The organism is Halobaculum rubrum (genome assembly GCF_019880225.1).
In the GTDB taxonomy this organism is placed as follows: domain Archaea; phylum Halobacteriota; class Halobacteria; order Halobacteriales; family Haloferacaceae; genus Halobaculum; species Halobaculum rubrum.
This window is the reverse complement of record NZ_CP082284.1, coordinates 2,888,398-2,901,701: the sequence shown is the minus strand read 5'-3', so window position 1 is coordinate 2,901,701 and position 13,304 is coordinate 2,888,398. Positions and strand designations below refer to the sequence as shown.

The 13,304-nt window shown below is 67.2% G+C and carries 13 protein-coding genes; 10 read left to right on the top strand and 3 right to left on the bottom strand.

Features of this window, described 5'->3' with window-relative positions; genetic code table 11:
• Positions 1 to 10: 10 nt before the first annotated feature.
• From K6T25_RS14765 to K6T25_RS14755, 3 genes are all read right to left on the bottom strand, one after another.
• The gene (locus K6T25_RS14765; protein ID WP_222915375.1) at positions 11 to 1,063 is read right to left on the bottom strand and encodes a 50S ribosomal protein L10; all 1,053 of its coding nucleotides are present in this window, start codon (positions 1,061 to 1,063) and stop codon (positions 11 to 13) included.
• Positions 1,060 to 1,698, bottom strand: coding sequence for a 50S ribosomal protein L1 (locus K6T25_RS14760; RefSeq protein WP_222915373.1), 639 nt, complete (start codon positions 1,696 to 1,698; stop codon positions 1,060 to 1,062). Before K6T25_RS14760 ends, K6T25_RS14765 begins: the two co-directional genes overlap by 4 nt.
• Positions 1,699 to 1,985: 287 nt before the next feature.
• Entirely contained in the window at positions 1,986 to 2,474 is a 489-nt protein-coding gene (locus tag K6T25_RS14755) for a 50S ribosomal protein L11 (RefSeq protein WP_222915371.1), read from the bottom strand.
• Positions 2,475 to 2,625: 151 nt separating this feature from the next.
• Here K6T25_RS14755 and K6T25_RS14750 point away from each other — a divergent pair, with 151 nt between their 5' ends.
• From K6T25_RS14750 to K6T25_RS14705, 10 genes are all read left to right on the top strand, one after another.
• Positions 2,626 to 3,594, top strand: coding sequence for an aldo/keto reductase (locus K6T25_RS14750; protein WP_222918088.1), 969 nt, complete (start codon positions 2,626 to 2,628; stop codon positions 3,592 to 3,594).
• 117 nt (positions 3,595 to 3,711) lie between these two features.
• Positions 3,712 to 4,689 carry an aldo/keto reductase gene (locus tag K6T25_RS14745; protein ID WP_222918087.1) on the top strand — a complete coding sequence of 326 codons (978 nt, stop codon included), beginning with the start codon at positions 3,712 to 3,714 and terminating at the stop codon, positions 4,687 to 4,689.
• 75 nt (positions 4,690 to 4,764) lie between these two features.
• A complete protein-coding gene (locus K6T25_RS14740; RefSeq protein WP_222915369.1) occupies positions 4,765 to 5,832 on the top strand; it encodes a TrmB family transcriptional regulator in 1,068 nt (355 codons plus the stop codon).
• Positions 5,833 to 6,051: 219 nt separating this feature from the next.
• Positions 6,052 to 7,542 carry an extracellular solute-binding protein gene (locus K6T25_RS14735; RefSeq protein ID WP_222915367.1) on the top strand — a complete coding sequence of 497 codons (1,491 nt, stop codon included), beginning with the start codon at positions 6,052 to 6,054 and terminating at the stop codon, positions 7,540 to 7,542.
• A 90-nt stretch (positions 7,543 to 7,632) separates the two neighbouring features.
• The gene (locus K6T25_RS14730) at positions 7,633 to 8,637 is read left to right on the top strand and encodes a carbohydrate ABC transporter permease (RefSeq protein ID WP_425600875.1); all 1,005 of its coding nucleotides are present in this window, start codon (positions 7,633 to 7,635) and stop codon (positions 8,635 to 8,637) included.
• Positions 8,634 to 9,569: a carbohydrate ABC transporter permease gene (locus tag K6T25_RS14725; protein ID WP_222915365.1), complete on the top strand. Its 936-nt coding sequence runs from the start codon at positions 8,634 to 8,636 to the stop codon at positions 9,567 to 9,569. Before K6T25_RS14730 ends, K6T25_RS14725 begins: the two co-directional genes overlap by 4 nt.
• Before the next feature lie 4 nt (positions 9,570 to 9,573).
• Complete coding sequence (locus K6T25_RS14720; protein ID WP_222915363.1) at positions 9,574 to 10,752, top strand: ABC transporter ATP-binding protein; 1,179 nt, start codon at positions 9,574 to 9,576, stop codon at positions 10,750 to 10,752.
• A gap of 1 nt (position 10,753) precedes the next feature.
• Entirely contained in the window at positions 10,754 to 10,948 is a 195-nt protein-coding gene (locus tag K6T25_RS14715) for a DUF8005 family protein (RefSeq protein WP_222915361.1), read from the top strand.
• 66 nt (positions 10,949 to 11,014) lie between these two features.
• The gene (locus K6T25_RS14710) at positions 11,015 to 12,097 is read left to right on the top strand and encodes a Gfo/Idh/MocA family protein (RefSeq protein ID WP_222915359.1); all 1,083 of its coding nucleotides are present in this window, start codon (positions 11,015 to 11,017) and stop codon (positions 12,095 to 12,097) included.
• 65 nt (positions 12,098 to 12,162) lie between these two features.
• The gene (locus K6T25_RS14705) at positions 12,163 to 13,242 is read left to right on the top strand and encodes a CNNM domain-containing protein (RefSeq protein ID WP_222918085.1); all 1,080 of its coding nucleotides are present in this window, start codon (positions 12,163 to 12,165) and stop codon (positions 13,240 to 13,242) included.
• Positions 13,243 to 13,304: the final 62 nt, after the last annotated feature.

Genomic DNA, 13,304 nt, shown 5'->3' with positions numbered 1-13,304 from the left:
GTAGTGTGTCTTATCCGAACATCTCGCCGAGGCCCTCGGCTCCGTCGCCGTCATCGTCGTCGGCGTCGTCGGGCTCGGCTTCCGTGTTCTCGTCGTCGCTCGATTCGTCCGTCTCCTCCTCGGCATCGGCGTCGGCTTCGGCGGCCGACTCGGCTGCGGGTGCCTCGACGCCGCGGAGCTCCTCGGGGAGCGCCTCGTCGTCGTCGATGGCGGCCGCGAGCGAGCGCAGCTGCGCGTCCGCACGGGACACGAGGTCGGGGAGCAGCTCCTCGTCCTCGATGGCGGCGAACAGGCCGACGGCCTTCGCGTCGCCGGCGGCCGTGCCGAGCAGGGTGCCCGCGGTGCGGGCGGTCGGGTAGGCGGCGTTGACCGAGAGGTTCCGCGCCGCCGCCGCGGCGGACTCGACGTCCGCGCGGTACTCGTCCACGTCGATGGCGAGCTCCTCGGGCTCGAACAGGACGCCGTCGGCGAAGACGGCGCGCAGGTCCAGCCCGACCTCCTTCGGCTCGATGCCGAGCTCGCCGAGCACGTTCGCGAGGTCGTTCGAGACCGCCTCCCCACCGTCCAGCACGTGGGAGTCGGACATGACCTTGATCGACCCGCCGTCGATCCGGGCGTCCGCGCCGACCTGCTGGAGTTCGCCGACGAACGGACCGGGGTCGACCCCCGTGTCACCCTCGGGGATGACGACGTCGTTCGGGGCGATCTCGCCCGCGCCGATGGGCGCGGAGGTCTTCGACGCCTCGAGCTGCTTGAACAGCCCGAAGGGGTTGTCGTCCGTCCCGATGAGGCCGACGTGACCCGAGACGAACCGGCCCAGGCCCTCGGCGCCCTCGTTCACCTCATCGAGCGCGCGCTCGATGAGGGTGTTCCGGGACATCCGCAGTTCGGCCTGTCCGTGCAGGTCGCGGCGCATGTCCTGGAGCTGCCGGCTCGGAATGCCCGTGAGGTCGACGACGCCGACGGCGTCGTACGAGCCGACGAACTCGGTCAGCTCGGCGACCTCCTCGCGCTTCCACTCCGGGATCGTCTCGGTCTTGCGCTCCCCCGCGGAGCTGCTCATACGGGCACCTCCACGGACGGGCCCATCGTCGTCTTGACGTAGATCGCGTCGATGTTGAGCGGCCCCTTCTCGAGGTCCGCTTCCAGCCGACGGATGATCACGTCGATGTTATCGCTGATCTCGTCTGCCGTCATGTCCTGTGCGCCGACGCGCGTGTGGAACGTACGGCGGTCGCCCGAGCGGATCTGGACGGTGTTTTTCATGCGGTTGACGGTTTCGACGACGTCGTCGTCGGGCTGGAGCGGCGTCGGCATCTTGCCGCGCGGCCCCAGAATGCGTCCGAGGTTGGACGCGACGTCCTGCATCATGTCGGCCTCGGCGATGAAGAAGTCGGTCTCATCGGCGAGGTCCTTGGCGTCGTTCTCCTCGGACGCGAGGTCCGAGAGATCGTCGCCCGACAGGACGTCGTCGGCGACGTCTTCCGCGCGGAGGGCGGTCTCGCCCTCCGCAATGACGACGATGTGTGTCTCCTGGCCGGTTCCGGCCGGAAGCACGATTTCGTCGTCAACTCGATTCGACGGGTCGTTGAGGTCCAAGTCCCGGAGATTCACCGCCAAGTCCACGGTCTCGCGGAAGTTGCGAGCGGGGGCGGTCTCCAGTGCTTGGGATACTGCGTCCTCGATTGAATCTGCCATTTTTCACCTCCGTAGTACGCAGGAATGCTCCTACGGGTCAGTGAAACAGGCGTACGCCTGTCTCACCGTGGAATCAGCCTACGCGACACTTAAGGCCGTCGAAGGACGGTCCCCCACGGTTCGCTGTCACACGGCGGTGTTCGTCGCCGGCGACGCGTCACAGGCGCGACACGGCGTGAGCGCGACGAGCGGCGGAACTGGCTCGCGGGGGAGCGCCGCGGCTCCGCGGTCGAGGCGTCGCGACCGACGAGCACCGTCGGTCGGCGAGCGAGAAGTGGAACCCGTCGTTACGCAGCCGCTTCGTCGGCGAGGACGTCGTCGTACTCGCCGGCGTCGACGCGGTCGTCGAACGTGCGGGCGTCCTCGCCGTCGATGGTGACGCCGAGCGACGCGCAGGTGCCGCCGACCTCCTTGGCCGCGGCCTTCACGTCGTACGCGAGCAGGTCGGACAGCTTCTGCTCGGCGACCTTCTTCACCTGTTCGACGGACATGTCCGCGACGAAGTCCGTCTGGGGCTCGCCCGAGCCCGTCTCGAAGCCGACCTCGTCTTTGATCAGTTCCGCCGTCGGCGGGACGCCGACCTCGATGCTGAAGGAGCCGTCGTCCTCGTACTCCACGGTGACGGGGACTTCCATGCCGTCGAACGCGGCGGTCTGGTCGTTGATGTCGGAGACGACCGCCTGCACGTCGACCGGCGTCGGACCGAGCTCGGGGCCGAGCGGCGGGCCGGGATTGGCCTCGCCGCCGGGAATGAGCACTTCGATGGTTCCAGCCATGCATTCGAATTCCCCGTCGCGTCGTTTAAGGATTGTCTTTGCGACCGATCCCGGCGGCTGCGTGGGTGAGAACCGCACGCAATCGACGGCGAGACCACTGGCGCTTATGCCGGACGGCGACGCTGACGGAGCTATGCCCGAATCGGACTCTATGGCGTACACGAAGTTGGGCGACACGGGATTGGACGTGTCCCAACTGTGCCTCGGCTGCATGAACTTCGGGAGCGAGCGGCCGTGGATGATGAACGATCGCGACGCGAGCGTCGATCTCATCCACGAGGCGCTGGACCTGGGGATCAACTTCCTCGACACCGCGAACGTCTACTCCACCGGCGAGTCAGAGGAGATCGTCGGCGACGCCGTCGCCTCCGCCGATCGCGACGAACTCGTCCTCGCCACGAAGGTGTTCGGCGAGATGCACGACGGCCCCAATGGCTCGGGCCTGTCGCGAAAGCATATCCTCGATCAGGTCGAGTCCAGTCTCGACCGACTCGGCACCGACTACATCGATCTGTACCAGATCCACCGCTGGGACGAGGACACCCCGATCGAGGAGACGCTCGCGGCGCTGGACTACCTCGTCGAGACCGGGCGAGTGCGCTACATCGGCGCCTCGACGATGACCGCCTACCAGTTCACGAAGGCGCTGTACACGAGCGACATCGAGGACTACAGCCGCTTCGCCTGTATGCAGCCCGAATACTCCGCGGTCGCGCGCTACGAGGAGCCGAATCTCCTCGAGGTGTGCGAGGCCGAGGGAGTCGGCGTTATCCCGTGGTCGCCGCTGGCCGGCGGCTTCCTCACCGGCAAGTACGAACGCGACGCCGAGCCGACGGACGGCACCCGCGGCGCCGCCTCCGAGTCGGTCCGCGGCTACTTCACCGAGGAGAACTGGGCCGTGCTCGACGCCGTTCGGAGCGTCGCCGCGGAGATCGACGCCACGCCGGCGCAGGTGGCGCTCGCGTGGCTGCTTCACCAGGACGCCGTCACCGCGCCGATCATCGGCCCGCGGTCGAGCGAGCACCTCCGCGAGAACGTCGCGGCGCTCTCGGTCGAATTGAGCCCGGATCAGGTGGAGCGCATCGCCGAGCCGAAGACCCCGCGGTACCCCAGCCCGTAGCCCGGACGAACGTGCCGGCGTCGGCCGTCCGACCCCCGAAGAGATCCCTCGTCGGGAGGGTTATCCATCCACGTCGTGTCAGTGGTTTCCATGAGCGACGCACGCGAGTTCGACGGGATGGCCTACACGAAGCTGGGTGACACGGGGCTGGACGTGTCCCGGCTGTGTCTCGGCTGCATGAACTTCGGATCCGGGGAGCCGTGGATGATGGACGACCGCGACGCGAGCGTCGATCTCATCCACGAGGCGCTGGATCTGGGGATCAACTTCCTCGACACCGCGAACGTCTACTCCGCCGGCGAGAGCGAGACGATCGTCGGCGACGCCGTCGCCTCCGCGAACCGCGACGAACTCATCCTCGCGACGAAGGTGCGCGGGGATATGTTCGACGGTCCGAACGGCTCGGGCCTGTCGCGAAAGCACATCCTCGATCAGGTCGAGGCCAGTCTCGACCGGCTCGGAACAGACTACATCGATCTGTACCAGATCCACCGCTGGGACGACGAGACGCCGATCGAGGAGACGCTCGCGGCGCTGGATCACCTCGTCGAGACCGGGCGGGTCAGGTATATCGGCGCCTCGACGATGACCGCCTACCAGTTCACGAAGGCGCTGTACACGAGCGACATCGAGGACTACAGCCGCTTCGCCTGTATGCAGCCCGAGTACAACGCCGTCGACCGGCACGAGGAGGCGAACCTCCTCGAGGTGTGCGAGGGAGAGGGAGTCGGCGTCATCCCGTGGTCGCCGCTGGCCGGCGGCTTCCTCACCGGCAAGTACGAACGCGACGCCGAGCCGGACTCGGGGTTGCGCGCGGGCACGGACGAATACACGAAGAACCGGTTCTCCGAGGAGAACTGGGCCGTGCTGGAGGAGATCCGCGCGCTCGCTGAAGCGAAGAACGCGACACCGGCGCAGGTGGCGCTCGCGTGGCTGCTCCGACAGGACGTCGTCACCGCGCCGATCATCGGGCCACGGACGAGCGAGCATCTCCGCGAGAACGTCGCGGCGGTGTCGGTCGAGCTGACCGACGAGGAGGCCGCACGCATCGAGGCGCCGAAGACCCCGCGATGGCCCGCGCCCGGGAAAGACTGACCCGGGCGGCCCGGCACAGGGCTGCGGCCGCGACATAGACGGTACGGTTTTCTCCGTTCCGTTCGGGGTACGGGTATGGAGACCGAGTCGCTCGTCGAGACGCTGGAGGCGGCGGGCCTGTCGCCGTACCAGGCGGAGGCGTACGTCGCGCTGCTGGAGTTGGGGACGGCGTCGGCGACCGACGTCGCGGAGGCGAGCGGCGTCCCCGGCCCCCGTATCTACGACGTGTTGCGGACGCTGGAGGAGCAGGAGTACATCGAGACGTACGAGGCCGGCTCGCTGCAGGCGCGGGCGCACAGTCCCTCGGTCGTGTTGGACGACCTTCGGCATCGAGCCGACCGGCTGGAGGCGGCCGCCGATGAGGTGGAACAGCGGTGGGAACAGCCGGAGCTGGAGGCCGGCGGCGCCAGTATCGTCACGCGGTTTCGGACCGTCATCGAGCGTGCGGAGACGTTCATCGAGGGGGCGAACCATCAGATCCTCCTGTCGACGACGGCGGCGAACCTCCGGCGGCTCGCGCCCGCGCTCCGCGACGCGACCGACCGCGGGGTCTCGGTGCGCGTCTCAGTCTACACGGACGACGCGAACGAACGCCCGGACCCGGACCTGTTCGAGGACATCTGCGTCGAGGCGCGTATTCGACCGCTCCCCTCCCCGTTCGTGGCGCTCGCCGACCGCAGACAGGCGTCGTTCGCCCACCACCCCGACTCGTACGACCGCTACGGCGTGCTCGTGAACGACCGGACGCACACCTACGTGTTCTACTGGTACTTCCTCACGACGCTGTGGGAGCCGTGGAAGACCGTATACGACGCGACCGATCCGGGGCTCCCGGTCGAGCACCTCGACGTTCGCCATCTCGTCCGCGCCCTCCGGGAGCGGGGCTGGCGGGACAACCCGATCCGCCTTCGCGTCGAGGGATACGAGACCGCGACCGGGGAGGAGTGCACCGTCGAGGGAACCGTCGTCGACGTCCGTGTCCCGTTCGAATCGGAGGCCGACACCGGCTTCGAACTGGCCGGACAGGTGACGGTCGACCTCGACGTCGACGGCGAACACGTCAGCGTCGGCGGGTGGGGCGCGATCGTCGAGGACATCGAGGGAACGAGACTCACGGTCGTCGACGCGCCGCCGACCGAGTGAGCACTGCTCCGCCGCATAGCGACCGGGGGCGTGCGCCGGGTCTCGACCGGCCACCGGGGGACTGCGGGCGCCGCGATCTCGCTCGGATCGTTCCACTGCAAGTGGGTATGCCCGCGATCGAACCGGGATGATCGACCGATACGCACGGACACACTTTGTTAACAACTCCTGTTGTTAAAGCCATAGCCTATATTAATCATTGTTCCCTATATCGGCGTGATGTCCAACGACAAGACACGGAACGGGGTATCGCGGCGAGACTACCTCGCTGCGGCTGGCGGCGCCGGTGCGACGCTCGGGCTGGCGGGCTGCATGGGCGGCGGTGACGGCGGTGACGGCGGCGGCGGAGGCGAGCCGATCAACACGGAACCACCGGAGGAGGACGTGACCATTCAGATCGCGGCCGATTCCAACTTCGCGAACGCGTCCGAGGACATCGTCCAGACGCTTCGCGAGGACGGGGGGCTCCCGGAGAACATCTCCATCGAGTTCCTCGCCGGCTCGTTCACGACCGGCGACCGACGCTCGCAGTACCAGCAGATCCTCTCGGCCGGCCAGGAGCGACCGACCGTCCTGATGATGGACAACGGCTGGACGATCCCCTTTATCGCCCGCGAACAGCTGGCGAACCTCAGCGAGGAGCTGCCCAGTTCGATCACCGATCAGGTCAAGGACAACTATATCGACAACATGGTCGCGACGGCCCAGAACGCCGACGACGACCTGTTCGGGATCCCCCTGTTCGCGGACTTCCCGACCATCCAGTACCGCAAGGACCTGATGCGGGAGGCGGGCTACACCGACGAGGACTTCGACACGTGGGCCACCGAGGCGATGACGTGGCAGGAGTTCTCCACGGTCGTCGCCGAGACGATGGAGGCCACGGACACCCAAACCGGCTTCACCTGGCAGGGCGCCTCCTACGAGGGGCTCGCCTGCTGTGACTTCGTCGAGTTCATGGGCTCGCACGGCGGCTCGTACTTCGGCGAGTTCGAGAACTACTTCGGCCCCATCGGGGACCGGCCGGTCACGGTCGACGAGGAGAACGTCATCAACGCGATCCGCATGATGCGGACGTTCATCAACGGGAGCGACGACGAGGTCGCGCTCGACGGCTACGCGGACATCTCTCCGGACGCGGTCGTCCAGTACACCGAGGAGCCCTCGCGTGAGCCGTTCACGAACGGCGACGTGGTCGCCCACCGGAACTGGCCGTACTCGATCAACATCAACGGCGCGGAGGACGCCTTCGGCGAGGACCTCGGCGTCATGCCGATCCCGTACGCGGTGTCACAGGAGGACTCCCCGTACGACTCGATCGGCGGGAGCACCTCGGCGCTCGGCGGGTGGCACCTCACGCTCAACCCGAACGCGTCCGAGTCGCGCAAGCGCGCGGCGCTCCAGCTGTTCAAGGCGCTGCAGGTGGACGAGGTACGGCTCCGGATGTTCGAGATCGGCGGGTGGACGCCGCCCATCTCGGACCTGATCAACACCGAGCGCACCCGGGAACTCGATATCATCGGCCGCTACGTCGACAGCCTGCAGGTCGCCGGCGAGAACGCGCTGCCGCGGCCGGTCACGTCCGTCTGGCCCCAGGAGTCGTCGCAGATCGCCAAGGAGGTGAACGCGAGCCTCCGGCAACAGAAGACCCCGACGAAGGCGATGAGCGACCTCAAGGAGGCGATCGAGTCGATCGAGAGTTCGGTGTAGCGGGAACAGGCCATACATTTATTAACGTCATATACAATCGTTACCAATTGACATGAGCACCGAGCTATCGTACCACAGTTCCAGACCGTCATGAGCACCGAACAACAGACGGGCGGCCCACCGGGGGAGCGATCTGGCGTGTACGTGAACACCGTCAGGTGGATGGAGAACCTCTCTGAGACGCAGTACGCGTATCTTCTCCTGTCACCGGCGCTGTTGCTGTTGGCCGTGATCGCGTTCTGGCCGCTGCTGTCGACGTTCAGGATCTCGCTGTTCGCCGACAGCGTGGGTGCGGCGAGCGTCGGTTCGTTCGTCGGACTGGAGAACTACGTGGCGATCCTCACGGGCGAACGATCCGCGCTGTTACCGTCGCCGTTCCTGCCGGAGAGCCTGACGGTCGACGCACTGTTCAACAGCGCGCTCGCGGTGACGCTGGTGTTCACGCTGATCAGCGTTTCCTTCGAGACGCTCATCGGGTTCGTTCAGGCGCTCGTGTTGGACCAGGAGTTCAGCGGGCGCCGCTGGGTCCGGGTCGCGATCATCCTCCCGTGGGCGATCCCGATCGTCGTCCAGGGGATGATCTTCTACCTGATGTTCCAGCCGAACATCGGCTTCCTCGTCGGGACCGCCCAGGACCCGGCGCTGTTGAACCAACTGGGGCTGCTCACGACGACGCCGCTGGCGAACGCCCAGGACGCGACGATGATCGTCATCGTGGCCGACATCTGGAAGACGACGGCGTTCATGGCGCTGCTCATTCTCGCCGGGATGCAGTCGATCGACCGAAGCCTCTTCGACGTGGCGAAGGTCGCCGGCGCCTCGCCGTGGCAGCGCTTCAAGTACATCACACTGCCCATCATCCTGCCGACGGTGCTGGTCGCGATGCTGTTCCGCACGATCCAGGCGATGCGGATCTACGGGCTCATCGAGACCGTCGCGGGGTGTACGACCGTCCCGTCGCTGTCGTGTCTGGTGGTGACGACGTGGAGCAACCGGATGCTCGGCTCCTCGGCGACCATCGCGTTCGTCACGGCGGCCATCATCGGGGTCGTCGTTTCAGTGTACATCGTGGGCTACGCACGAGGGAACCTATGAGAGACGACACGCGAACCGACGGCGGCGTCGCGGGCGAACCGGAACTGAAGCGCGGTCCGCTCCAGCGGTGGGTCGCGCGGTCGATCGACGACCCCGAGCGGGCGTACCGCGCGATGTTCTACGTCGCGACGATCTTCTTCCTGGTCACCACGCTGTTCCCGTTCTACTTCCTGCTGGTGTTGGGCGTGACTCCGGAGAACGTGCCGCTGGCCGTGATCCCGGCGGCGGTCGACTTCGCCGTGTTCGTCGAGGTGTTCCGGAAGATCAACTTCCTGCGATACATGGTGAACAGCCTCGTTCTGGCGCTATCGACGACGGTGATCGTGCTGTTGCTGTCGAGCCTCGCGGGGTACGTGTTCGGCCGACTGCGGTTCCCCGGCCGGGCGCCGCTGATGCTGCTGGTGCTCGCGATCAGCTACTTCCCGCCGGCGGCGTTCTTCGTCCCGCTGTACCAGCTGTTCACGGGGAACGTGATCCCGGGGCTCACACTCTACAACACGCCGGGATCGATGGTCCTGCCCTTCAGCTCGCTGTTCATGCCGCTGTCGATCTTCATTCTCACGACGTTCTACGGACAGATCCCCGACGGGCTGGAGGACGCCGCCCGCGTCGAGGGGACGACCCGACTGGGCGCGCTGTTCCGGGTCATCATCCCGCTGTCGGCGCCGGGCGTGGCGACGGCGGGCGTGTTGACGTTCATCGCCGTCTACAACGAGTTCTTCTTCAGCCAGTTGATGAACAACGGACAGCCGGACAACTGGGCGCCCATCGTGGGCGGTCTCCTCAGCCTCCAGCGCGCGGGGCAGTTCGAGGTGACGTACGGCATCATGGCCGCGGGCAGCATCATCGCCGTGGTTCCGGTGGCGATCCTCGTGGTCGTCGCCCAGGAGAAGATCGTGAGCGGACTGACCGCGGGCGCACTCAAGGAGTAAGACAATGGCACGAGTTCAACTCACGGACGTGACGAAACGGTACGAGGACGTGACCGCAGTCGAGGGGATGAACCTCGACATCGAGGACGGCGAGTTCATCACGCTCGTCGGTCCCTCCGGCTGTGGGAAGTCCACGACCATGGAGATGATCGCGGGGCTGACGATGCCCAGCGACGGCACGATCCACATCGGCGAGCGCGACGTGACGACGCTGCCGCCGAAGGACCGCGGCATCTCGATGGTGTTCCAGAACATCGCGCTGTTCCCGCACATGGACGTGTACGACAACATCTCCTTCGGGCTGCGGCTGCGCAACTACGAGAAAGAGGAGATCGACCGTCGCGTCGACGACGCCGCCCGCGTCGTTCAGATGGAGGGAATGCTCGACCGGATGCCCGACGAGATGTCGGGCGGGCAGCGCCAGCGCATCGCCATCGCCCGCGCCATCGTGCGCGAGCCCGAGGTGTTCCTCATGGACGAGCCGCTGGCGAACCTGGACGCGAAGCTGCGCGTCCACATGCGTACCGAACTCCAGCGGCTCCACAGGGAACTGGAGACGACCATCATCTACGTCACCCACGACCAGGCGGAGGCGATGACGATGTCGGACCGCATCGCCGTCCTCAACGAGGGCGAACTCCAACAGTTCGCCGCGCCGCTGACCTGCTACAACGAGCCCACGAACGAGTTCGTCGCCGGGTTCATCGGCTCGCCGGCGATGAACTTCACTCACGGGGAGCTGACCGCTTCCGGCTTCTCGTCGGCCCACTACGACGTCACTTTCCCGACCGAGGGCGCAGAGATCGCTCCCGGAACCCAGGTGACGCTCGGCGTCCGCCCGGAGGACGTCTACCCCGAGGAGTTCCGCGACGACGCGGCCGACCCGACCGAACTGATCGACGCCGAGGTTGACGTCATGGAGCCGATGGGCGACGAGATATTCGTCTACCTCATGCTCGCGGAGGACACCGAGTCCGGAATGGGCGGAGACGTGAGCGGCGACGACAGTCTCCTCATGAGCGTCTCGCCGGACAGCACGCTCGAGGAGGGCGACCGCCTCGACGTGGCGCTTGACCGCGCGAAGGTACACCTGTTCGACGACGCGACCGGCGAGGCGCTCGTTCACGGCGTCTCGCGGACGGCGGAGTCGGCGGCCGACGCTCGCGGGGAGGAGGCCGAGTAGGATGGTCGACGCCCTGTACCTCGCGGCCGTGACGCTGCTGTTCGTTCCGTGGGTGTACGGGCTGTACGCGCTGGCTCGCGACGGGAAGAACCGATTCCTCCCGCTGGCCCGTCAGTACCTCCGCGGTCGACGCAACCGGTCCGAGCAGGCGGAGGCGGAGGCCGAACGCGAGGAACGGGAACGACAACTATACTGACCCCCTTCCCCTCCGTCCGACCATGATGTGTTACTCGATATCGAGTAGTCCTTCCGGGGTGCGACGATGACGTCCGTCGACGGCTTCGACCCGTCCGGGGTCCGCGTCGGCATCGTCGGGCTCGGCGGCATCGGTCACCACCACGCCGAGCGGCTGGAGTCGCTCGGGGCGGATCTGGTCGGCGGCATGGACGTCGATAGCGACGCTCGCGAGCGGTTCGTCCGCGAGTACGACGCGCACGCGTTCGAGGACGCCGGCGAACTGTACGACGTGGTCGACGCCGTGCTCATCACGACACCGAACCGGTTTCACGAGGAGTACGCCGTCTCCGCGCTGGAGTGGGGGCTGGACGTCCTGCTGGAGAAGCCGCTGGCGCACACGCTGGAGTCGGCCGAGCGCATCGCCGAGGCCGCCCGCGCGGCAGAGGGGATCTGCATGGTCGGGTTCAACAACCGCTTCGCGGCGCCCGTCGAGGTGCTGAAACACTACCAGGGCGAGGGGCGACTCGGCGACGTGACCCACGTCGAGGCGAACTACGTGCGGCGGCGGGGCGTCCCCGGTCGCGGCTCGTGGTTCACGAGCAAGGCGGTCTCGGGCGGCGGCAGCCTCATCGACATCGGGGTCCACGCGATCGATCTCGCACTGTACTTCCTCGATTTCACGGAGGTCGTCGAGGTCTCCGGCGTCGCGCGCTCGGAGTTCGGGGGTCGCGACGACTACACCTACATCGACATGTGGGGCGACGACGCCGGTCCCGAGGAGTTCGACGTCGACGACTCCGTCTCGGCGTTCATCCGCACCGCCGACGGCGCCACCGTCTCGCTCGAGGCCGCGTGGGCGACGAACCGCCCGGAGAACAACGACTTCTTCGTCCGCGGGACCGAGGCCGGCGCACACTTCGACCGCGACAGCGGCGACCTCACGCTGTTCGATAACGGGATCGGGGGCGGCCACCACCTCACGGACACCGCCGTGGACACCCGCGAGGTCGACACCCACCGCGCCGAGCAGGCGGCGTTCCTCGAGGCGGTCGCCACCGGCGAGGCGCCCACCCGCAACACCGTCGAGCAGGCGCTGACGGTCCAGCGCGTCATCGACGGGATCTACCGCTCGACCGAGGAGGGGCGGGCGGTCAGACTCGACGAGTAGGCTTCGATCGGCCGTCCGGTTTTTGTCCCGTCGAGAGCAACTCGGAAGCGATGGTTACGACAGCGATGAGCACGCCGGAGGTTCTGGTCAGACTCGTCGCGGGGATCGGCCTGATCCTCGCGAACGGCTTCTTCGTCGCGATCGAGTTCGCGCTGACGCGGGCGCGGCAGTTCACCGAGGCGGAGTTCGTCGGCGACACGCCCGCGCTCGAACGCGCCTGGGAGATGACCCAGAACCTCGAGATCTACCTGACGACCTGCCAGGTCGGGATCACCGCCTCGAGCATCGCCGTCGGGATCGTCGCCGAGCCGGCGCTCGCGGCGCTGTTCGAGCCGGTGTTCGCGAACACCGCGCTGGCGTCGGTGGGGGCCGGTGCGATACTCGGGTTCGTCATCATCAACCTCCTGCACCTCACGCACGGCGAGCAGACGCCGACGTACCTCGGCGTGGAGCGATCGCGGATGGTGTCGCGGTACGGGGCGACCCCGCTGTATTACTTCCACGCACTGATCTCGCCGGTCATCACCTTCGGCGACTGGGTCGCGAAGTCGACCCTGAAGCTGTTCGGCGTGGAGATGACCGGCGCGTGGCTGGAGACCGAGGAGGACGTCATCGAGTCCCGGGCCGATCTCCGCCGGGAGCTGTCCTCGACGCTGGAGGCCGGAGATCTTTCGGATGAGCGCCGCGAGGAGGTCGTCAACGCGCTCCGGGTCGGGGAACGAACCGTCTCGGATATCATGGTCCCGCCCGCGGAGATAGTGTCGCTGTCGACCGGCGATCCGTGGGCGGAGAACCTCGCGCGGATGCGCGAGTACCCGCACACCCGGTTCCCGCTGCTGGGGGACGACGGCGAGGAGTTCCTCGGCATCGTGTACGTGCCGGCGTTCATCCGTGAGGCCGACCGGCTCACGGACTCCGACCACGACCTCCGGGAGGTCGCCGCCCCGCCGATGACGCTCTCGCCGGACGCGACCGTCTCGGACGCGATCGACCGCTTCCAGGTGGAGGGGCAAGAGCTCGCGCTCGTCGTTTCCGACGGCGAGATCCGCGGGCTGGTGACCGCCACGGACGCCTTCGAGGAGATCATGGGCGAACTGGAGGACCCCATGGACCGGCGCGCCGCGAGCGAGGACGGCGCGGCCTGAGCCGAGAGCTCCCGAGCCGTAGCTCCGGACAACAGCCCTGTGGTTCCGTGACGGGACACCGG